This is a genomic window from Arthrobacter zhaoguopingii (assembly GCF_009828595.1).
Lineage (GTDB): Bacteria > Actinomycetota > Actinomycetes > Actinomycetales > Micrococcaceae > Arthrobacter_D > Arthrobacter_D zhaoguopingii.
The window spans coordinates 38,840-59,195 of sequence record NZ_WPNY01000001.1; the positions used below are offsets into that span (position 1 = coordinate 38,840).

A 20,356-nucleotide genomic window follows, 5' to 3' on the forward strand; every position below is an offset into this window, starting at 1 on the left:
GCGGTGTCCGCGCGGCGGAAGTGGGTCTGCCCGGAGCCGCGGGTCCGCCCTGCAGCCCTAGTCGGAACCCCCGGGACGGACCGCCGCCCCTGCTTCCAGCGGTGCCTCCGCCGACCCGGCCAGGATCAGGGACAGCAGCCTGACGGCCCCGGCCTTGCTCAGCGGATTGTTGCGGTTGCCGCACTTGGGGGACTGCACACAGGAGGGGCACCCGTCGGAGCATTCGCAGGAGGCAATGGCGTCGCGGGTGGCGGCCAGCCACACCCGGGCGGCCTGGAATCCGCGCTCGGAGAATCCTGCCCCGCCGGGGTGGCCGTCGTAGACGAAGATCGTCGGGAGCCCGGTGTCAGCGTGGAGCGCCGTTGACACCCCGCCGATGTCCCAGCGGTCGCTCGAGGCAACGAGGGGCAGCAGTCCGATCGCGGCATGTTCGGCGGCGTGCAGGGCACCCGGAAGCTCCTCGGCGGAGATCCCGCCCTCCTGCAGCAGTTCGTTGTCGATCTCGAACCACACGCTCTTGGTGAAGAGGTCGCGGGCGCCGAGTTCGAGCGGTTCCTCGCCCAGGATCTCGTTGGAGGCAAACGCCTTGCGCTGGAAGGACACCACCTGGGTCGTCACCTTGACGTCGCCGAAGTTCACCAGCACCTCGCCCCACTGCTCGGCCTCGCCGCGGTCAATCACCTCGATCTGGGTGACGTCCCTGGCCTGGGTGTAGTAGTCGGGGCTGGCCCGGGACACCACCGCGCAGTGGTCCTGTTCATTGAGGGTTTCCACCACGTAGGTGCGGCCCTGGTGCACATACACCGCGCCCGGATGGGCCTGGTAGTGGCTCTGCGGGGAATCCATGGTGCCAAGCAGCGACCCCGTGCCGGCCTCGACGATACTGATCGGCCCGCCGCCGTCGGCACGGAGGTTGACCATACCCGCGGCGCTCTGCGGGTGCGTCCAGAACCAGCCGGCGGGCCGGCGGCGCAGGTACCCCTGGTCCGTCAGCTGGCCAAGCAGGCCGCGGGAGGAGGGGCCGAACAGCCCGAGGTCGGCATCGGTCAGCGGCAGTTCGGCGGCCGCCGCGCACAGGTGCGGGCCCAGCACGTAGGGATTGGAAGGGTCGAACACCGTGGCCTCGACGGCGACGTCGAACACCGCCTCGGGGTGGTGCACCAGGTAAGTATCGAGCGGGTCGTCGCTGGCTACGAACGCCGCCAGGGCGTCCTGCCCGGAGCGGCCGGCACGGCCGATCTGCTGCATCAGCGATGCCCTCGTGCCGGGCCAGCCGGCCACGAGCACGGCGTCCAGTCCGGAAATGTCGATGCCCAGCTCCAGGGCCGAGGTGCTGGCCACGCCGAGAAGTTCACCGCTGCGCAGCGACGCCTCAAGCGCCCGGCGCTCCTCGGGAAGGTACCCGGACCGGTACGCAGCGACCCGGCCCGGCAGGCTCGGGTGGACCTCCTCGAGCAGCCGCCGCGAGGTCGCCGCAATGCTTTCGGCGCCCCGGCGGGACTTGATGAACGCGATGGTGCGCACCTGGGCCGAGACGAGGTTCGCCAGCAGGTCCGAGGTCTCCGCGATCACCGTGCGGCGCGAGCGGGCACCGTTCTCGCCGCGGAGTTCGGTGAGCTGAGGCTCCCAGAAGGCGACCGTGGTGGAGCCGTGCGGAGAGGAGTCCTCGGTGACCGCCTGCGCCGGCGCGCCGACGAGCCTGCCGAATGACGCCGCGGGTTCCGCCGAGGTCGCCGAGGCGCCGATAAACACTGGGGAGGACCCGTAGCTGGCGCAGATCCGCCGCAGGCGGCGCAGCAGGTTGGCCACGTGCGAGCCGAAGACCCCGCGGTAGCTGTGGGCCTCGTCGATGACGACGTATCGAAGCCGGCGGAAGAACCGTGCCCAGGCTGGATGGTTGGGCAGGACGCCGTAGTGGAGCATGTCGGGGTTGGCCAGCACGAGGTTGGCGTGGTCGCGGATCCAGCGGCGGGCACCCGGGTCGGTGTCGCCGTCGTACGTTGCGGGGCGGACGGTGGGCAGCTTCAGGGCCTCGATGGCGGAGAGCTGGTCGGCCGCGAGCGCCTTGGTCGGCGCCAGGTACAAGGCGACGGATCCGGCCGGCGCGAGGGTCGACTGGTCGGCGAGTTCGCTGCGGTGGATCTCGTCGAGGACCGGCAGCTGGTAGGCCAGCGACTTACCCGAGGCGGTGCCCGTGGCGATGATTGTGTGCGCCCCGGAGTGCGCAAGACCGGCCCCTCGGACCTGGTGGCGCCACGGCTCGCGGACGCCGAGGGAGGCATAGGCGTCCACCACGTCGGGGTGGGCCCAGGCCGGCCACGGCTCGTGCTCGGCCCGGCGGGCGGGAAGCTCCCGGACATGCAGCAGCTGCTCCGGATGTGCTCCTCCGCCGAGCAGCGGGATGAGGGTATCGTGCAGTGCCACTCCACAATTCTTCCACCCGCCCGCGGCGGGAGGCACACGGACGGCGGTTATCCCCTCAGGATGAACACGTCGGCCAGCTGTTTCCAGCCGAGGTACGAATACAGTTCGCGCCCGTCCGTGGTGGCCATGAGCAGGCCGATGCGGACGTCGTCCTCGAGCACGGCCGCGGTGAGGGCGCGCATGACGAAGCTTGCCAGGCCGCGGCGGCGGAAGTCCTGCTCCGTCTCAATCCCGTCGTACACCGCGAAGTCGCCGACGACGGAGACGGCGCCGCGGGCGGCCGGCTGGCCTTCGAAGGTGACCTCGACGCGGCGGCAGCCCGGCTCGTCGTGGCGCACCAGCACGAAACCATCGGGGGTCGGGGGGTCCTCGACGTCCTGGTCGGCCATATCGGCGCTCATGAGGGACTGCCGGTCCGCCACCTGCAGCGCGAGCGGCCGGGTGACGGCGAGCAGGTCCTCCATGCGGTTTGTGGCCACGGTCAGCACCCGGTTGGGATCGGCCTTGGTCTCCGCTGCCACCTGAAGCAGGAGCTCCTCCGACGGCTCGTAGAGAAAATGCTCGTCCCGGCCGCCCTTGTCCGTGAGCACCACAGAGGTGGTGCGCCCGTCATCCTGCCGGTCGTAGCCCCGGCAGGTGGCCCACCCCGTGATCCAGGTGGAGAGGAGATCGTTGCTTCCTTGTGTTCCCATGCACTGACGATAGATGGCCGAGGGGCCAAAAAACACAGTCCCGGCGGACAGTGACGATTTTGAGACACAACGTACGCTTTAACCCGTGCCTTTGAACCGGATCGTCCTGTACTACGTCTTCACGCCCCTGCCGGATCCGGAAGCGGTCCGGCTATGGCAGCGGGCCCTCTGCGAGAGCCTGGGGCTGCGCGGGCGCATCCTGATCTCGAAGGACGGCATCAACGGCACGGTCGGCGGGAGCCTGAACGCCGTCAAACGGTATGTGAAGGCCACCCGCGAGTACCCGGCGTTCAAGACGATGGACATCAAGTGGTCCGAGGGCGGGGCCGAGGACTTCCCGCGCCTGAGCGTGAAGGTCCGCGAAGAGATTGTCTCCTTCGGCGCGCCTGGGGAACTGAAGGTCGGACCGGACGGCGTGATCGGCGGCGGCACCCACCTGCGCCCCGAGGAACTCCACGAACTCATCGACACCAAACGCAGCCAAGGCCAGGACGTCGTCTTCTTCGACGGCCGCAACGCCCTCGAGGCGCAGATCGGCCGGTTCAAGGGCGCCATCGTGCCCGACGTGTCGACCACCCATGACTTCGTCGCGGAGCTCGACTCCGGCAAGTATGACGACCTGAAGGACAAGCCGATCGTCACCTACTGCACCGGCGGGATCCGCTGCGAGGTGCTCTCCAGCCTGATGGTGAACCGCGGCTTCAGCGAGGTCTACCAGCTCCAGGGCGGCATCGTGAGGTACGGAGAGACCTACGGCGACAAGGGACTGTGGGAGGGATCGCTGTACGTGTTCGACAAACGCATGCACCTCGAGTTCAGCAGCGACGCCGTGACCATCGGCAAGTGCGCCCGCTGCACGGCCCCGACGAACAAGTTTGAGAACTGCTCCAACTCCGCCTGCCGCAACCTCACGCTGTACTGCGCGGACTGCGCCGCCCGTCCCGAGACGCTCCGCTGCCCGCAGGGCTGCGAGACGGACGAAGCCGAGGCGACAGCCGCCGGAGCCGCATAGTGGGCGGCTTCGACGCGGATGTGGCCGACGCGCCGTCGGTTCTGCACCCGGGCCTGCTCGAGGCGCTGGCCGCCGACCTCGCGGCGCTGAACTACACGGTCGGCGGGGTGGCGGACTTCGTCGGGCAGGAGGCGTACGCGGCCCTGAACCGCGACCAGCTGGTGCCGGTTCTCCTGGCATGCGAGGAGGAACTCCGCGCCGCGGACCCCTCGCCGCTGGTGGTGCCGATCCTGCTGTGGCTCGTCGGCGGAACCCTCACCCAGGACCAGCTGAATCTCGCCTTCCCGATCACCGGCGCGGACGGGCTCCAGGCCCTGCGTCTGATCGACCCGATGGACGCCCCGGCCCCGGACACGCTCCGGCGCGCCGCGGTCGAGCTCCGCCCCTACTCCTCGGACGCCGACGGCGACCTGTGGGTGGCCAGCGACCTGGGCGCCCTGCAGCGCCCCGGCGTCCTGCGCCACGACCACGTGCTCGGCATCGGCGGGGCGTCCCTGACCCTGGCACAGATCACCGTGCGGCCTCGGGCCCGCACGGCCCTGGACCTGGGTACCGGCTGCGGCATCCAGACCTTCCACCTGCTCTCGCACGCCGACCACGTCACCGCCACCGACATCTCGCCGCGGGCCCTGGCCTTCACCCGGTTCAACCTGCTGCTCAACGCCGGGCCGCTGGGGATCGACCCCCGCGCCCTCGACGCGCGCGTCTCGCTGCGCCTGGGCAGCCTCCTGGAACCGGTGGCCGGGCAGCGGTTCGACCTCGTGGTGTCGAATCCGCCGTTCGTCATCACCCCTCGGTCCACCGAAGAGTCCCCCGAGGACCAGTTCACCTACCGCGACGGCGGCCTGCCCGGGGATGACATCGTCTCGGGGCTCCTCGCGAACCTGCCCGGGGTCCTCGCCGAGGGCGGCACGGCACAGCTGCTGGGCAACTGGGAAATTCCCGCCGGCCGGCAATGGGATGAGCGGCTCCGGGAGTGGCTGCCGGAGGGCACCGACGCCTGGATCATCCAGCGCGAGGTCCAGTCTCCGCTGCAGTACGCCGAAACCTGGCTGCGCGACGCCGCCGAGAACCGGGACCGCGCGGCCTACGTCCAGCGGTACGCGGACTACCTCGGCGACTTCGCCTCGCGCGGTGTGGACTCGGTCGGCTTCGGTTACATCTGGCTGCGCCGTACGCCCGGCGGCGCCCCCGCCTGGGTGCGGTGCGAGGAGATCACGCACGAGGTGGAACAACCCCTGGGCCCGCACCTGGGGGCCGCCATCGAACGCGGTGACTGGCTGGCGTCGGTGGCCCCCGGCGGCGCCGGGACCGCACCGGGCCAGGACGGGACGGGCCAGGACGGGACGGGCCTGGACGGGCCGGGCCTGGACGGGCCACACCCGGACGGGCCGGACCGGGACGTGCCGGGCCGGGACCTGAACTGGGAGTACCTGCTGGTGGCCGGGGACGTCACCGAGGAACGCCACCAGCGCCCCGGGGCCGAGCACCCCGGGGTGATCCTGCTTCGACAGGGCGCCGGCCTGCGGCGGACCACCCTGCTGAGCACCGAGCTCGCTGGGTTCGTCTCCGCCTGCGACTGCGATCTGACCGCCGGCCAGATCGCCGGAGCGCTCGCCGTCCTGCTGGGTGAGGATGGTCCGGATTTCGTGCCGGACCTGCTCGCCATGGCGGGTCGGCTCGTGCTCGAAGGATTCCTGATTCCGGCCCCCTGAATTCTGCCGCTACCCTAATGCAGGAATGCATACCGCATACTGGGAGGGGTAGAGCCAGCAGCGGAACCCCCGCCGCGCGCCATTGACGGACTGGCTCAGCACCCCCGTATCGAGGAGAGAAGTGCCCACTAAGGCATCGGACAAAAAGCACGGAAAAAAGCTCGTCATCGTCGAGTCACCCGGCAAGATCAAGACCATCGCCGGCTACCTCGGGGAGGGCTTCGAGGTCGCGGCCTCGATGGGCCATATCCGTGACCTGCCCCAGCCCTCCGACCTGCCGGCCGAGATGAAGAAGAGCTCGGTGGGCAAGTTCGCCGTCGACGTCGAGAAGGACTTCGAGCCGTACTACGTCGTCTCCTCGGACAAGAAAAAGAAGGTGGCCGAACTCAAGGCCGCTCTCAAGGACGCCGACGAGCTCTATCTCGCAACCGACGGTGACCGCGAAGGCGAGGCCATCGCGTGGCACCTGCTCGAGGTGCTCAAGCCCAAGGTTCCGGTCTACCGGCTCACCTTCCCCGAAATCACGAAGGAAGCCGTCCAGCGCGCCCTGCTGGAGATGCGCGATCTTGATATTCCGATGGTCGACGCCCAGGAGACCCGCCGGATCCTCGACCGCCTCTACGGGTACGAGATTTCCCCGGTGCTCTGGCGCAAGGTGGCCCGCGGCCTGTCCGCCGGGCGCGTGCAGTCCGTCGCCACCCGGCTGGTCGTGGAGCGCGAACGCGAACGCATGGCCTTCCGTGCCGCCTCCTACTGGGACCTCACCGGGTCCTTCACCCCTGCCGAGGCCGCCAAGGGCGGGGCGTTCCCCGCGAAGCTTGTCTCCGTCGACGGCAGCCGCATCGCCTCCGGCAAGGACTTCACCGACCGCGGAGAACTGAAGACCTCCGGGGTGGTGCGCCTCGATGAGCAGGCCGCCCGGTCCCTGGCCGCGGGTCTCGAGGCCGCCGCCTTCACCGTGCGCTCGGTGGAGACGAAGCCCTACACCCGCCGTCCGGCCGCGCCGTTCACGACGTCGACCCTGCAGCAGGAGGCCGCCCGCAAGCTTCGCTTCTCATCCAAGACCACCATGCAGGTGGCCCAGCGGCTCTACGAAAACGGCTACATCACCTATATGCGTACGGATTCCCCGGCGCTGTCCGACCAGGCCGTCAACGCCGCCCGCCGCCAGGCCTCTGAGCTGTACGGCGCGGAATACGTGCCCGAAGCCCGGCGGATCTACAAGGGCAAGTCCAAGAACGCGCAGGAGGCCCACGAGGCCATCCGCCCCGCCGGGGATTCCTTCCGCACCCCCGCCCAGGTCGCCAAGTCCCTGCGCGGCGACGAGTTCCGGCTGTACGAGCTGATCTGGAAGCGCACCGTCGCCTCCCAGATGGCCGACGCCAAGGGCTCCACCGCCTCGCTGCGGCTCGGCGCCGTCAGCGCCGACGGGCGCGACGCCGAGTTCTCGGCCTCGGGCACCGTCATCACCTTCCGCGGCTTTATGGCCGCCTACGAGGAGGGCCGCGACGCGGACCGCAACCAGGACGGCGGCGACGACGCCGGCCAGGGCACCCGCCTGCCGAACGTGGCCAAGGGCGACGCGCTCGGCGCCGAGGCCATCGAGGCGCTCGGCCACGAGACCTCGCCGCCGCCGCGCTACACCGAGGCCTCCCTGGTGAAGGTCCTGGAAGAGCGCGGCATCGGCCGTCCCTCGACCTATGCCGCCACCATGTCCACGATCGTCGACCGCGGCTACGTGCGGGTCCGCGGCCAGGCCCTGGTGCCCAGCTGGATCGCGTTTTCGGTGGTGCGCCTGCTCGAGGAGCACTTCAACAACTACGTCGACTACGACTTCACCGCCGAACTCGAGGAGGACCTCGACCGGATCGCCCGCGGCGAGGCCGGCCGGGTCGAATGGCTCGACCGGTTCTACTACGGCGACCGCAAGGACACCGGGCTTCACACCATCGTGAACGACCTCGGCGAAATCGACGCCCGCCGCATCAACTCGGTGGAGATCGCCGACGGCATCACCCTGCGCGTGGGCAAGTTCGGGCCCTACCTTGAGAAGCCGCTGCCGGCCGACTCGCCCGAGGGCGCCGAGCCGCAGCGCGCCAATGTGCCCGAGGACCTCGCCCCCGACGAGCTGACCGCCGAGAAGGCGATTGAGCTGATGGAGTCCCCGGTCTCCCAGGAGCGGGTGCTCGGCGTCGACCCCGAAACGGGCCGGACCATCGTGGCCCGGGACGGACGCTACGGGCCCTACGTGATCGAACTGATTCCGGAGCCGACCGAGGCCGAACTCGCGGCCCAGCCGGTGGAGTACTACAAGAACGGCAAGCCGAAGCCGCCCAAGAAACCCGCCAAGGTCAAGCCGCGCACCGGTTCGCTGTTCAAGTCGATGTCGGTGGAAACCGTGACGCTCGACGAGGCGCTGAAGCTGATGAACCTGCCCCGGGTCCTGGGCGAGGACGCCGAAGGCAAGGAGATCACCGTCCAGAACGGACGATTCGGGCCGTACCTGAAGAAGGGCAGCGACTCACGCTCCATCGGGTCCGAAGAGGAAATCTTCACGATCACCCTCGAGCAGGCCCTTGAGATCTATGCCCAGCCCAAGCAGCGCGGCGGACGCACCGCGACCCCGCCGCTGGCCGAGTTCGGCGACGACCCGGAGAGCGGCAAGGCGATCGTGGTGAAGGACGGCCGCTTCGGTCCGTACATCACCGACGGCATCACGAACATCACGGTCCCTGGCTCAATGGCCCTGGAGGAGCTCAGCCGGGAACAGGCGATCGACATGCTGGCGGAGAAGCGGGCCAAGGGGCCGGCTCCCAAGAAGACGACCCGGCGCGCCCCGGCCAAGCGCAAGGTAGCGGCGGGGAAGTAGCCCGCGGCGGCACGGGGTGTGCTGCGGGGTGCCTCGATGGACAGGATGAGTGGCTCGACGGATGGCGGAAGAATGCGGATAGGCGGGCTGGACACTGGCGCGGTGCACCCGTCGGGCGGGGCGGTCTAGATGACGCTCCCCGAGGAACCCCGGACCCCGATCCCCGTGGCGCTTTCCAGCGCCTCGGTGTACCCGCTGTCGGTGCATGACGCCTTCGCCATGGCGCAGGATCTCGGGTACGACGGCGTGGAGGTCATGGTGACCAACAACTCCACCAGCCAGAACCCGGACCTGCTGCGCGGCCTGAGCGCCCGCTACGACCAGCCGATCCTGGCCATCCACGCCCCGACACTCCTGCTGACCCAGCAGGTGTGGGGACGGGCGTGGACGAAGGTCGAGATGTCCGCGGCCATGGCCGCCGAAGTGGGCGCCAAGACCGTCGTCGTGCATCCGCCGTTCCGCTGGCAGAGCGGCTACGCCGAAAACTTTGCGGAGGGGATCCGCCGGGTGACGGACGAATACGGGATTAAAATCGCCGTGGAGAACATGTACCCCTGGAAGGTCCGGGGGAGGGAGGCGAAGGCGTACCTCCCGCACTGGAACCCGATCCCGGAGCCCTACGACGCGGTCACCTGGGATTTCTCCCACGCGGCGATCGCGGGCATGGATTCCTTCGAGGAGATCCGGGGCCTGGGGGAGCGGCTCTCCCATGTCCATCTCACCGACGGCACGGCCAACGGCAAGGACGAACACCTCGTGCCCGGCCAGGGGGAGCAGCGCTGCGCCGAGGCGCTGCGGCACCTGAAGGACTCGGACTGGGGCGGCGTCGTGGCGGTCGAAGTCAGCACGCGCAGGGCCCGCGGGGCGGGCGAGCGTGAGGAGTGGCTCGCACAGACGCTCTCCTTCGCGCGGGAGCACCTGGGCCACTGACCGCGCAGGCAACCGGTCATCGGCCGGTCCCGGCGGGCGCACCCCGTCCCGCGCCCGAGGCGAACCGGCCATGAAAACGGCGGTTAACGCAGTGACGCCGCCGGTGTGGCCAGGTACTGGGGGAACACGTGGCCTACCAGCGGCGCCGGACCGGATCAGGAGAATCCGGCCCTCATCACTCGCACCTTCATGAGGTACGTAGAACGCTACCGGTCCATCTTGTGACTCCCCGGCGAAAATGCTGGGAGAACGCTGGGAGTCGCCCGTGGCAGGATTGATCCATGAGCGAAACTTCCCTTCACCTTTCCTTCCTCGGCACCGGATCGATGAACGAGGCGATCCTCGGCGGGCTGCTCTCCGCGGGGCTCGACCCCTCAAGCGTCACGGCGACCGTGCGGCGTCCCGACCGGGCCCGGGAGCTCCGGGACCGGTACGGCATCGAGGTCCTCGCCGCCGGGGACAGCCCCGAGGCCAACCGGGAGGCGGCCGCCGCGGCGGACGTCGTCGTCGTCGGGGTGAAGCCGGCCGGCGTGCTGCCCCTGGCGCGGGAGATCGGCCCGTCCCTGCGGCCGGACACCCTGGTCCTCAGCGTGGCCGCCGCCGTGACCACGGCGATGATCGAATCGGCACTGCCCGCCGGGCAGCCCGTCATCCGCACCATGCCCAACACCCCCTCCCGGCTGGGCAGGGGCGTCCTGTCCATCTCTGCCGGCGCGTCCGCGGGTCCGGAGCACCTGCGGACGGCCCGGAACCTCCTGTCCGCGGCCGGGACCGTGGTGCAGATCCCCGAGGAGCAGGTGGACGCGCTCTCGGCGGTCAGCGGCTCCGGGCCGGCGTATGCCTTTTACCTGGCCGAGGCGATGGCCGCGGCGGGGGAGCGGCTGGGCCTCGAACCGGACCTGGCACGGCTGATCGCCAATGAGACCGTCGCCGGGGCGGGCTTCATGCTCGCCGAGGACGGCGCCGACGCCGCAGCGCTGCGCCGCGCCGTGACCAGCCCGAACGGGACCACGCAGAGCGCCGTCGAGACCTTCGACCGGGAGGGCCTGGCCGAGATCGTGGCGCGCGGCGCCCGTGCCGCCACCGAGCGCGCCGCCGAGATCACCCGGGAACTCGGCGGCAGCTGAGGCGGGGGCCCCGGCGCACCTGAGCGGCCCCGGCCGGGATCAGGGGCGGGCGGCGAAGCGTTCGAGCAGGTCGACGTGGCCCGAGACGATCAGCATGTCCCGGCCGGAGACCTTCGTGTCGGCCTGCGCGTACGTGAAGTCCTCGCCCGGGGACTTCACCCCGACGACGGTGACCCCGTACTTGGAGCGCACCGAGGACTCGGCGAGGGTGAACCCCTGCGTCTCCTTGGGCGGGTACATCTTCACAATCGCAAAGCCGTCGTCGAATTCGATGAAGTCGAGCATCCGGCCGCCCACCAGGTGCGCAGCGCGCTGCCCGGCGTCGGCCTCGGGGTAGATCACGTGGTTGGCGCCGATGCGCTTGAGGATCTTTCCGTGCGACGGGGTGATCGCCTTCACCCACAGATGGTCGATGCCCAGGTCCACAAGGTTGGCGGTGATCAGCACGCTCGACTCGATGGAGGTGCCCACGCCGACGACTGCGGCGGTGAACTCCTGCGCTCCCAGCTGGCGCAGCGCATCGAGGTTGGTGGCGTCCGCCTCGACGACGTGGGTGAGGGTTCCGGCGAACTTCTGCACCAGCTGCCCGTCCCGCTCGATGGCCAGGACCTCGCGTCCCTGCTTGACGAGCTGCTCGGCCGTAGCGGCACCAAACCGGCCAAGACCGATCACCAGGACCGGGGCGTTGTGTGCTGGTCTGTCAGCCAATGATCGGCCTTTCTTCGGGGTAGTGGTACAGGGTGCTGCGCTGGCGCAGTGCCAAGGCGGAGGCAAGGGTAATTGTGCCCATCCGGCCCGCGAACATCAAAGCCGCGAGCACGTACTTGCCCGCCGGCGGAAGCTCCGCGCTGAGGTTGGTGCTCAGCCCGCAGGTCGCGAAGGCCGAGATCACCTCGAACAGCACCCGGTTCAGGCCCTCCCCGGAGATGGCGAGGATGGCGCCGGTGCCGACCAGCACCAGGGTGGCACCCATGAAGATCACCGAGATTGCCACCCGCAGCGTGCCCTGCGGGATGGTGCGCCCCCACGCCCGCACGTCGGCGTCGCCCCGGGCCTCGGCCACAATGGCAAGGAACATCACGGCGATGGTCGTCACCCGGATGCCGCCGGCGGTGGAGGCCGACCCGCCGCCGGCGAACATGAGGGCATCGGTCAGGAGCATGGTGGTGGAGTCCATCGCCGCCTGGTCGACCAGGTTGAATCCGCCCGAGCGGGTCATGACCGAGGCGAACAGGGCGTGGATGACCTTGTCGCTGGCGCTGAGGCCCCCGATCGTGTCGGTGTTGGACCACTCGAGGGCGCCCCAGGCCAGCGTGCCCACCGCCAGCAGGATCAGGGACACCGTCACTGTCAGCTTGGTGTGGAGGTTCCATTTCCGGTACCGCCAGCGGGTCTGGAGCAGGACCATGATGACGGGGAAGCCGAGGCTGCCGAGGAACACGCCCACCATGAGCGGCACGATGATCCACAGGTCGGTCTGGTAGGGGATGAGGCCGTCGGAGTGCGGAGTGAACCCGGCGTTGTTGAAGGCTGAGATGGCGTAGAAGATTCCGTGCCACACCGCCTGGCCCAGCGGTTCCCCCAGGATGACGAAGCGGGGGATCATGGCCAGGGCGAGCACGAGTTCGATCACCACGGAGGTGGTGATGACGATGCGCAGCAGGGTGCCGATCTCCCCGAGCCTGCCGGCGTTGTTGAGCGCCTCCTGGGCGATGAGCTTCCCGCGCACGCCCAGGCGCCTGCTCACCACCAGGGCCAGCAGTGAGGCCAGGGTCAGGGTTCCCAGGCCGCCGATGAAAATGCCGAGCAGGATGATCAGCTGTCCCAGAAAGGACCAGTGGGTGGCCGTCGAGACGACCGTCAGCCCCGTCACGCACACCGCCGAGACCGCCGTGAACAGCGCGTCATGAAGCGGGGTGACGGTCCCGTCCGAGGATGCCGCCGGCAGGCTTAGGAGCCCTGTGAACAGGAGGATGACGGCGACGAAGATGCTCAGGGCCAGGCGGGCCGGCGAGCTGTTGGCGAACCCGTCAAGGAAGTCGCGCAGGCGCGCCAGGATGCGCGTGAGCCCGCTCCGATCTTCCCTCAGCCACGGAGGCTGCTGAGTAATCATTGACGCCGCTTGCCCCGTTGCTGTTGATGCCGCCGCAGCGGCCCGAATGTTGTCCTTGGAGTAGTAAATCACTTTCACCTCTGCTTCGTGGCCGAAGTTCGGGGCATCGCGTAGCCTGAGGGCGATGTCTAATTCCTCCGCGCCCGCGCCCCCGACACACGTTGTCTGGGACGATGAGATGCTCGCCTATAACTTCGGCCCGCATCACCCGATGAACCCGGCCCGGCTCGCGCTGACGGCCCGGCTGGCGCGCGAGATCGGACTGTTCGACCTCCCCGCCGTGTCGGTGGTGCGCCCGTTCGTGGCCGCCGACGCCGAACTGGCCACGGTGCACAGCCCCACGTACATCGCCGGGGTGCGCGCGGTGAGCGCCGACCCGAACACCGCTCGTCCCGAGTTCGGCCTGGGCACCGCCGACACCCCGGGCTTCGCCGGCATGCACGAGGCCAGTGCCCGGCTGGTCGGCGGCTCGCTTGCTGCGGCCGACGCCCTCGTCGCAGGCACCGCACTCCACGCCGTGAACTTCGGCGGCGGCATGCACCACGCGGCGCGCGCGGCGGCCAGCGGCTTCTGCATCTACAACGACGCCGCCGCTAGCGTCCAGCGGCTCCTCGACTCGGGGGTGGCGCGGGTGCTCTACCTCGACGTGGACGCCCACCACGGGGACGGCACCCAGAGCATCTTCTGGAACGAGCCGCGGGTCATGACTATCTCCCTTCACGAGACGGGCATGAGCCTGTTCCCCGGAACCGGCTTCGCTAATGAGACCGGCGGCCCCGGCGCCGAGGGCACCGCGGTCAACGTTGCCCTTCCGACCTCCGCCGGCGACGCGGCCGTCCTGCGTGCGTTCCACGCCGTGGTGCCCCAGCTGGCAGAGGTGTTCGCGCCCGAGGTGATCGTCAGCCAGCACGGATGCGATTCCCACCTGGCCGACCCGCTGACGAACCTGAGGCTCAGCGTCGACGCGCAGCACGCGATGATGCTTGGCGCCCGGGACCTTGCGGAGCGCCTGTGCGGCGGGCGGTGGATCTCCACCGGCGGCGGCGGATACAACCTCGCCAACGTGGTGCCCCGCTCCTGGAGCCTGCTCATCGCGGTGGCGGCGGGAGCCGCGGTCGGGCCGTCCACCCCGGTGCCGCCGGCGTGGCGGGACCACGTGCGCGAACGCTACGGCTCCACCCCGCCGGCCCTGATGGGCGACGGCGCCGACACGTGGTGGCGGTCCTGGGAAGTGGGCTACGATCCCGGCGACGACCTCGACCGCTCGGTCATGGCCACCCGCCGGGCCGTGTTCCCGCTGCACGGGCTTGACCCGTGGTTCGACTGAGGACCCAGCGGGTCGGGATGCCGTCGGCGGCATATATCGCTAGGGTGAAGTAATGGGTATCGACGACGTGTTTGCAGTCATCGCCGAGCGCACGCGGCGGGACATCCTCGAGCTGCTGCGCACCGAGGGGAAGTCGGTCGGGCAGCTCGTGGGAGAGCTCGGCGTGAGCCAGCCGACGGTGTCGAAGCATCTCAAGGTGCTGCGCGAGGCCGGCCTGGTCACCATGAGGGCGCAGGGCCAGAAACGCTTCTATTCGCTCGAATCCTCACCCCTGCTCACGGTGCAGGACTGGATCGCCGGCTTTACCGCCGGGCCGGTCGAGGCCGCCCCCGAGATACCGGTTCCCTCCGCCGCCCCCGGGCCCGCTCCCGCGGCATCGGAGGCACCCGTCTCCGCGGAGGAGGTGCCGGTCGGCGCAGGGGCCCCGGCCGCAGGAGTGCTGGCGGCGGCTGCGCTCGCGCCCGCCGGATCACCGCGGGCCACGGCGGAGGCAACACGGCAGCAGCAGATCGGCAGGACCATGGGGCGGGCAGCCGAACGTGCGGCCGACCTGATCTCCCAGCTGCGGCGCCGGAAGGACCACGAGCGGTAGCGCGCGGCCGATGCGCCTGCCGATGCGCCGCCATCGGGCACCCCGGCCGGCCTTCGCCGGCGGGTGAAGGAGCCTCCCTACCACAGGGGCTTTCACTTTTGTCACAGGTGCCACTAGAGTACCGTCCTAGGCAGAAAATCCTCATGCTTCGAGGCGGCGTATCCATTACGCGCATCCGGCATCAGTTCGAATGCCGGTCTCAGGGTGGGAAGCCTTCAAGTAAAGGAATAGTGGTGAGATGGCAGACGGGAACTTCTCGGATGTGCAGTTCTTGACGGTGGCGGAAGTCGCCGAGGTCATGCGGGTGTCGAAAATGACCGTCTACCGACTCGTTCACTCAGGGGAACTGCCGGCCGTCCAGTTCGGGCGCTCCTACCGGGTTCCCGAGTCGGCTGTCGCCGATTACCTCCGCCAAGCGCAGGTCGACGGGCAGTCCGCCACCGCGTAGCCGCCGGTCGGGGGCGGCACCAATTGCCTGTACCCTGTTAAGGAACGTTTTGCGCGGTCGGTAGCTGCCGCGCAACTACCGGTTTTACCGGGCCCGCGCCAGTTCGTGCGTGCCCATGTCAGCTCCGGGTGGTCCTGCGCTGTTTTCGCAGCGGAGGCAGCCGCCTGGATTCCTATTAAGTTTGTGAGGACTCTGTGGGTTCAGTAATCAAGAAGCGCCGCAAGCGTATGGCCAAGAAGAAGCACCGCAAACTGCTTCGCAAGACCCGCCACCAGCGCCGCAACAAGAAGTAGGGCAACGCTCTTCTGCTCCACAGCTGGAGGGCCGCCGTCCGGCGGCTCCCCTTCCAGCTTTCCCGGTCCGCAGCCCCAACCCCAGGTTGGAGCGGTGGGCCGGACGTGGTTAACACCGGCGCGGATGATGGCGGTGATTGACGGCGGAATCCGGTGAGCGGCGTTGTCAGCGGTCCCGCAGTTTCACAAACCCCCGCCACATTCCATAGACGGCTCCCACGCCGGTCGCCGCCTTGAGCCCCAGGGTTGCGGCGCGGCGGCCGCTGCGGAAATCGAACACCGGCCAGTTGTTTTCCCGCGCGTGCCGGCGCAGCCGGGAGTCCGGGTTGATCGCGACCGGGTGGCCCACGCTGCTCAGCAGCGGGACGTCGTTGAAGGAGTCGCTGTAGGCCCAGCAGCGGTCAAGGTCGAGGTTGTCCCGCGCCGCCAGCTCCTTCACCGCCGCGGCCTTGGCCGCGCCGTGGAGGAACTCGCCGACCAGCCGTCCCGTGTACAGGCCGTCGGCTACCTCCCCGACCGTGCCGAGGGCGCCGGTGAGACCGAGCCGATTGGCGATGACGCTTGCCACCTCGACCGGCGTACCGGTCACCAGCCACACCTTCCTCCCGGCGGCAAGGTGCTGATCGGTCAGTGCCCGGGCCCCGGGCCAGATCTTGGAGGCGATCATCTCGTCGTAGACCTCCTCGCCGAGGGCAAGGATGTCCGCGTGGGCGATGCCGATGGCGAAGGCGAGCGCAGCGTCGCGCACCGAGTTGACGTCGGTCATGGTCTCGCCGCGCAGAATGAACCGGATCTGCTTCCACGCCAGGCCCGCGGCGAAGCGGAGGGTGAACGCACGGCGCTGATACATCTTCCGCGCCACGTGGAAGAGGCTGGCGCCGCGCATGAGCGTGTTGTCAACATCGAAGAAGGCCGCCGACCCGGGCGCGCCGGGCGTATCCAGGGGGAAGGGAAGGTCCTTCCCGGCGGCACCACGCATGATGAAAGTCTAGCCACAAGCGGCGCCCGCGTTGGTGTGCCGCGGCGGGTAGGTTGAAAGGATGAACACCCAGCCCGAAGCCCCGCCGCCCGACGTCGTGCTCGTGACGAAACCGCAGTGCCACCTGTGCGAGGATGCGCGCGCCGTGGTGGAAAGGGTCACCGCCTCGCTGGGCCTGCGCTGGCGGGAACGTTCGGTCACGGACGCGCCCGAGCTGCTGGAGAGGTTCGCGGAGGAACTGCCCGTGCTGATGATCGACGGCGTCCAGCGCGACTTCTGGACGATCGACGAAGAGCGGCTGCGGCGCCTGCTGCAGCCCTAGGATCATCCGGCCCCCACCGGTAGCCGCCCCGGGAGCTCAAGGAGGCGGAGGGCCTCCCGCCGCCCTTCCGTGGTGGAGGAAACCTCCGGCGTATGGCGGGGGAAACCTGTTGCACCGGGACCGGCGGTCCTACGCTTAAGTTGCAGCGTTCAGGCTTCGGCGCAACCGAGCCCCGGAGCCCACCGGACCCGACGGAAGCGAAGGCAGGGATCCGCCATGACCGAGGATCGCCCTCCCATGCGGGCGGCCGAAATCGCCCGGATCGGGCACCAGGAGGCCATGCGGCTGGCGGCAGAGGAGAATCAGCGGTTCTCCACTCTCCTGCAGCAGCTCAGTGCCGGTGACTGGGGCAGGGGGACCGACTGTGCCCGTTGGACGGTGCGGGATGTGGCCGTGCATGTCGTTGCCTCCGCCGAGGCGCAGGCCTCACCCCTTGAGTTCCTGCGCCAGGCGGTGCGGGGGCGCAGGCTGACCGCGCAAATCGGCGGCCAGCACTGGGTGGACGGACTCAATGAGGCCCAGCTTCAGGCTCGACGGGACCTTGGCGCCCTGGACATCCCGGCGCGGTGGGCGAGTGCGGCCGGGGCCGCGCTCAGGTCCCGCCGGCGGCTGCCCGGGGCCATCGGAAGGCTTCGGCTGCTGCCCCTGGGCAGCATGGCCGGCGTCGACTTCGGCTGGCAGCCGCTGAGCTACCTCTTCGACATCGGGTTCACCCGTGACGTCTGGATGCACCGCATCGACATCGCCCGGGCGACCGACCGGCCGCCCAACCCGACCCCGGAACACGACGGGCGCATTGTCGAAGACATCATCGCGGAATGGGCGACCCTCCACGCCGACCCGTTCCACCTTCGACTCACCGGTCCGGCCGGCGGTACCTTCGTCCGGGACGACGACGGGAGCCCTCCCCTGGAAATCGATGCCATTGACTGCTGCCGGATCCTCTCCGGCCGGGGGACGCCCGCGGGAGTGCTCGAGCACCCGCTCCCGCTCTGAGGTCCGCGCGGGCTTCACCCCGGCGAAGTCCGCACTTGGTGGGCCCGACCGCCGCGGCATAGAGTTGAAGGGATTTCGAGTCGGGGCTTTGGGGGCACCGGCTGGAACCGGCGCCGCTTCGGTGGGCCACCTGATGCAACGGAGCAGATTACAGTGACGACGCCAGATGTGCCAGAGCTTCATTCGGTGAGCGCCGATGGCGGGCGCCGCATTCCGCCGGCCTCCCTGACCCGACTCACAATCTACCTGAGGGCACTGAACTCGCTTCTGGCCGAGGGGATCGAACGGGTCTCCTCCGAGGTCCTCGCGGACGCCGCCGGAGTCAATTCGGCGATCCTGCGCAAGGATCTCTCCTACCTCGGTTCGTACGGCACCCGGGGCGTCGGCTACGACGTGCAGTACCTGAACCGCCAGATCTCCACCGCGCTGGGGCTCACCCTCGACTGGCGGGTGGCCATCATCGGCGTCGGCAACCTGGGCCGGGCGCTGGCGGGCTATACCGGGTTTGCCTCGCGCGGGTTCGAGATCGTCGCGCTGGTCGACGCGGACAAGATGATTGTCGGATCGGAGGTCGGCTGGCTGCGGGTGAGTGCCGTCGACGACCTTGAGACGGTCCTGGAACGGACCCGGGCGAACATGGCGGTCCTCGCGGTGCCGGCACCGGTCGCCCAACAGCTGTGCGACCGGCTGGTGGCCAGCGGGATCACCAGCATCCTCAGCTTCGCCCCCGTGGTGCTCCAGGTCCCTCCGCAGGTCCAGCTGCGGAAGGTCGACATGTCAACGGAGCTGCAGATTCTTGCCTACCACGCCCAGCGGGCGCAGGACGCGGCCATCGAGTCGATCACCGACGCCCGCTCGGCGCAGTAGGCGGCGGCCTTCAGTAGCGCGGAGCGGCGGGCTTGAAGTACTCGCCGGCGGGCTTCAGGTAGCACAGGACGACGCCGGCGACGACGAGGATCAGCACGAGGGTCGAAAGGAGACCGACCGGGGTGCCGCCTGCGAGGCCGAAGAGGAATCCGAGGACGGACAGGGCCGCCAGGACGGTCAGCGTGATTCGCGCCCAGTTCTTTCCCTTGCGGATCATGAACGCGAGCAGGACGTAGAGGGCGGCGAACAGAAGCCCGACGACGACACCTACGGTCGTGGCGATCCCGCTGACGGACTCGGGGGAGACCCCCGAGCTTTCGAACTGCTCAAGCTGTTGCGGGGTCAGGCTGGCCAGGGGATTGAGCGAGCTGACGACCGTGCTGACGAGCCCAAGGACGGCCGCCGCGATGATGAGCCAGAAGGCCAGGACCACCCGCTGGGGTGCGGGGCCCTTGGCGGTGGGCGGCATCGAGGCGGAGCCCGGGTACGCGTAGCCGGAGGGCTGGGCTGACTGGTAGCCGTACGGCTGCTGCCCATAACCCTGCTGCCCGGGGGAGGCCGGGGGATTCTGACCGTAGGACTGCGGAGCATTCTGCCCGTAAGCGGGCGGAGGGTTCTGCCCGTAGGCGGGCGGGGGGTTCTGCCCGGGGGACGGCGTCGGGTTCTGCCCGTACCGCGGCTGGCCCTCGTTCTGGCCGTACCGTGGCCCGTCCGGGTTCTGCGGGGTGGAGTTGGGGTTCTCGTCAGGTGTGCTCATTGCCGCATCCGTTCGTCAGGCGTGCAGGGTAGGACAAGCCGGCACCTGCCGTGTCGCGGCCCGCCGGATCTTGCGTTCACCCTACCGCGCCGGCGGGCAGAGTCGAGGGTTTGATCCGGCGCGCCCGGCGCTTCGGCACCGGCGTCCCGGCCGCGTGCTGAACGGAGCCGAACGCAGCGCGCCGCCGGCGTTCCCGAAGGCCCGCCGGCGGCGCAGTGTCAACCGGGTGGAAGACCCAGGCTGGAGTGGATCAGTTGGCCGAAGGTGCCACGAAGGCGGCGTCAACCGAGATGGTGACCTTGTCGCCGACGAGCACTCCGCCGGCTTCGAGGGCTGCGTTCCAGGTCAGGCCGAAGTCCTTGCGGGAGATCGTGGTCTGGCCCGAGATGCCCGCACGGGTGGCGCCGAAGGGATCCACAGCGACGCCGTTGAACTCGGCGTCAAGGACCACAGGCTTGGTGATGCCGCGGATCGTGAGATCCCCGGCGATCTTGTAGGTTTCACCCTTGGTCTCGACGGAGGTGGAGGTGAAGGTCATCTCCGGGAAAACCTCGGCGTCGAAGAAGTCGGCGCTGCGCACGTGGGCGTCGCGGTTCTCGTCACCGGACTGGAAGGACACGGTCTTGATGGTGGCGGTGACCTTCGAGTCCCCGAGCGAGGAGCCGACGACCATCGTGGCGTCGACGTCTGCGAAGCTGCCGCGGACCTTGCTGATGCCGGCGTGGCGCACAGTGAAGCCGATCTCGCTGTGTGAGGGGTCGAAGGACCAGGTGCCGGTGGTGAGGCCTGTGGGGATGCTCATGGATGTTTCTCCTTGATGGAAGCGGAAAGCTTATGACTATGTAAACATGTTTTTGCATGTTTTATTCCTCGGGGGTCCCGGTCCGCTCCCG

The 20,356-nt window shown here is 69.3% G+C and carries 19 protein-coding genes; 12 read left to right on the forward strand and 7 right to left on the reverse strand.

The window, feature by feature from the left end; genetic code table 11:
• Positions 1-57: 57 nt before the first annotated feature.
• Positions 58-2,424, reverse strand: coding sequence for a DEAD/DEAH box helicase (locus tag GVV86_RS00185; protein WP_159800712.1), 2,367 nt, complete (start codon positions 2,422-2,424; stop codon positions 58-60).
• A gap of 47 nt (positions 2,425-2,471) precedes the next feature.
• Positions 2,472-3,116 (reverse strand): GNAT family N-acetyltransferase, encoded by a 645-nt coding sequence (locus GVV86_RS00190; protein ID WP_159617854.1) that lies wholly within the window; start codon positions 3,114-3,116, stop codon positions 2,472-2,474.
• Positions 3,117-3,201: 85 nt separating this feature from the next.
• On the opposite strand from GVV86_RS00190, the gene trhO reads away from it, so the two are divergent.
• The 5 genes from trhO (at position 3,202) to proC (ending at position 10,769) form a co-directional block, all read left to right on the forward strand.
• Positions 3,202-4,128: an oxygen-dependent tRNA uridine(34) hydroxylase TrhO gene (gene trhO, locus GVV86_RS00195; RefSeq protein ID WP_159800714.1), complete on the forward strand. Its 927-nt coding sequence runs from the start codon at positions 3,202-3,204 to the stop codon at positions 4,126-4,128.
• Entirely contained in the window at positions 4,128-5,843 is a 1,716-nt protein-coding gene (locus GVV86_RS00200) for a DUF7059 domain-containing protein (protein ID WP_246669818.1), read from the forward strand. Before trhO ends, GVV86_RS00200 begins: the two co-directional genes overlap by 1 nt.
• Positions 5,844-5,964: 121 nt before the next feature.
• Positions 5,965-8,712, forward strand: a complete 2,748-nt coding sequence (topA, locus tag GVV86_RS00205) for a type I DNA topoisomerase (RefSeq protein ID WP_159800716.1) — start codon at positions 5,965-5,967, stop codon at positions 8,710-8,712.
• A 129-nt stretch (positions 8,713-8,841) separates the two neighbouring features.
• Positions 8,842-9,642 carry a sugar phosphate isomerase/epimerase family protein gene (locus GVV86_RS00210; RefSeq protein ID WP_159617851.1) on the forward strand — a complete coding sequence of 267 codons (801 nt, stop codon included), beginning with the start codon at positions 8,842-8,844 and terminating at the stop codon, positions 9,640-9,642.
• Between the two features lie 281 nt (positions 9,643-9,923).
• The gene (gene proC, locus GVV86_RS00215; RefSeq protein ID WP_159800718.1) at positions 9,924-10,769 is read left to right on the forward strand and encodes a pyrroline-5-carboxylate reductase; all 846 of its coding nucleotides are present in this window, start codon (positions 9,924-9,926) and stop codon (positions 10,767-10,769) included.
• Positions 10,770-10,808: 39 nt separating this feature from the next.
• Here the strand turns inward: proC and GVV86_RS00220 are convergent, their stop codons facing one another.
• Together GVV86_RS00220 and GVV86_RS00225 are read right to left on the reverse strand one after the other, a co-directional pair.
• Complete coding sequence (locus tag GVV86_RS00220) at positions 10,809-11,477, reverse strand: potassium channel family protein (RefSeq protein WP_120167756.1); 669 nt, start codon at positions 11,475-11,477, stop codon at positions 10,809-10,811.
• Positions 11,470-12,882, reverse strand: a complete 1,413-nt coding sequence (locus GVV86_RS00225; protein ID WP_159617849.1) for a TrkH family potassium uptake protein — start codon at positions 12,880-12,882, stop codon at positions 11,470-11,472. The genes GVV86_RS00220 and GVV86_RS00225 overlap by 8 nt, the downstream gene beginning before the upstream one ends.
• A 124-nt stretch (positions 12,883-13,006) precedes the next feature.
• Between GVV86_RS00225 and GVV86_RS00230 the strand changes: the two genes are divergently transcribed.
• The 4 genes from GVV86_RS00230 to GVV86_RS00245 all read left to right on the forward strand — a co-directional run bounded on the left by GVV86_RS00230 (position 13,007) and on the right by GVV86_RS00245 (position 15,542).
• Positions 13,007-14,209, forward strand: coding sequence for an acetoin utilization protein AcuC (locus GVV86_RS00230; protein ID WP_246669819.1), 1,203 nt, complete (start codon positions 13,007-13,009; stop codon positions 14,207-14,209).
• Between the two features lie 52 nt (positions 14,210-14,261).
• The gene (locus GVV86_RS00235; RefSeq protein ID WP_159800720.1) at positions 14,262-14,801 is read left to right on the forward strand and encodes an ArsR/SmtB family transcription factor; all 540 of its coding nucleotides are present in this window, start codon (positions 14,262-14,264) and stop codon (positions 14,799-14,801) included.
• A 238-nt stretch (positions 14,802-15,039) separates the two neighbouring features.
• Positions 15,040-15,249: a helix-turn-helix domain-containing protein gene (locus GVV86_RS00240; RefSeq protein ID WP_159617847.1), complete on the forward strand. Its 210-nt coding sequence runs from the start codon at positions 15,040-15,042 to the stop codon at positions 15,247-15,249.
• Positions 15,250-15,443: 194 nt separating this feature from the next.
• A complete protein-coding gene (locus tag GVV86_RS00245; protein WP_003792170.1) occupies positions 15,444-15,542 on the forward strand; it encodes a 30S ribosomal protein bS22 in 99 nt (32 codons plus the stop codon).
• A gap of 166 nt (positions 15,543-15,708) precedes the next feature.
• Here GVV86_RS00245 and GVV86_RS00250 read toward each other — a convergent pair whose 3' ends face one another.
• Positions 15,709-16,521: an HAD family hydrolase gene (locus GVV86_RS00250; RefSeq protein WP_159800722.1), complete on the reverse strand. Its 813-nt coding sequence runs from the start codon at positions 16,519-16,521 to the stop codon at positions 15,709-15,711.
• A 61-nt stretch (positions 16,522-16,582) separates the two neighbouring features.
• Between GVV86_RS00250 and GVV86_RS00255 the strand changes: the two genes are divergently transcribed.
• The 3 genes from GVV86_RS00255 to GVV86_RS00265 all read left to right on the forward strand — a co-directional run bounded on the left by GVV86_RS00255 (position 16,583) and on the right by GVV86_RS00265 (position 18,706).
• Positions 16,583-16,843, forward strand: a complete 261-nt coding sequence (locus GVV86_RS00255; protein WP_159617845.1) for a glutaredoxin family protein — start codon at positions 16,583-16,585, stop codon at positions 16,841-16,843.
• Between the two features lie 216 nt (positions 16,844-17,059).
• Positions 17,060-17,839, forward strand: coding sequence for a maleylpyruvate isomerase family mycothiol-dependent enzyme (locus GVV86_RS00260; protein ID WP_201291313.1), 780 nt, complete (start codon positions 17,060-17,062; stop codon positions 17,837-17,839).
• A gap of 153 nt (positions 17,840-17,992) precedes the next feature.
• On the forward strand, positions 17,993-18,706 hold the full coding sequence (locus GVV86_RS00265; RefSeq protein ID WP_159800724.1) for a redox-sensing transcriptional repressor Rex: 714 nt from the start codon (positions 17,993-17,995) through the stop codon (positions 18,704-18,706).
• Positions 18,707-18,716: 10 nt separating this feature from the next.
• Here GVV86_RS00265 and GVV86_RS00270 read toward each other — a convergent pair whose 3' ends face one another.
• Positions 18,717-19,463, reverse strand: coding sequence for a hypothetical protein (locus tag GVV86_RS00270; RefSeq protein ID WP_159800726.1), 747 nt, complete (start codon positions 19,461-19,463; stop codon positions 18,717-18,719).
• A gap of 250 nt (positions 19,464-19,713) precedes the next feature.
• Positions 19,714-20,265 carry a YceI family protein gene (locus GVV86_RS00275; RefSeq protein WP_159617842.1) on the reverse strand — a complete coding sequence of 184 codons (552 nt, stop codon included), beginning with the start codon at positions 20,263-20,265 and terminating at the stop codon, positions 19,714-19,716.
• Positions 20,266-20,356 lie beyond the last annotated feature (91 nt).

Coding starts and splice junctions, on each gene's coding strand:
- GVV86_RS00240 (WP_159617847.1), top strand. CDS start 15,040: ATGGCAGACGGGAACTTCTCGGATGTGCAGTTCTTGACGGTGGCGGAA.
- GVV86_RS00210 (WP_159617851.1), top strand. CDS start 8,842: ATGACGCTCCCCGAGGAACCCCGGACCCCGATCCCCGTGGCGCTTTCC.
- GVV86_RS00275 (WP_159617842.1), bottom strand. CDS start 20,265: ATGAGCATCCCCACAGGCCTCACCACCGGCACCTGGTCCTTCGACCCC.
- proC (WP_159800718.1), top strand. CDS start 9,924: ATGAGCGAAACTTCCCTTCACCTTTCCTTCCTCGGCACCGGATCGATG.
- GVV86_RS00225 (WP_159617849.1), bottom strand. CDS start 12,882: ATGATTACTCAGCAGCCTCCGTGGCTGAGGGAAGATCGGAGCGGGCTC.
- GVV86_RS00255 (WP_159617845.1), top strand. CDS start 16,583: ATGAACACCCAGCCCGAAGCCCCGCCGCCCGACGTCGTGCTCGTGACG.
- GVV86_RS00235 (WP_159800720.1), top strand. CDS start 14,262: ATGGGTATCGACGACGTGTTTGCAGTCATCGCCGAGCGCACGCGGCGG.
- GVV86_RS00230 (WP_246669819.1), top strand. CDS start 13,007: ATGTCTAATTCCTCCGCGCCCGCGCCCCCGACACACGTTGTCTGGGAC.
- GVV86_RS00270 (WP_159800726.1), bottom strand. CDS start 19,463: ATGAGCACACCTGACGAGAACCCCAACTCCACCCCGCAGAACCCGGAC.
- GVV86_RS00190 (WP_159617854.1), bottom strand. CDS start 3,116: ATGGGAACACAAGGAAGCAACGATCTCCTCTCCACCTGGATCACGGGG.
- GVV86_RS00260 (WP_201291313.1), top strand. CDS start 17,060: ATGACCGAGGATCGCCCTCCCATGCGGGCGGCCGAAATCGCCCGGATC.
- GVV86_RS00250 (WP_159800722.1), bottom strand. CDS start 16,521: ATGCGTGGTGCCGCCGGGAAGGACCTTCCCTTCCCCCTGGATACGCCC.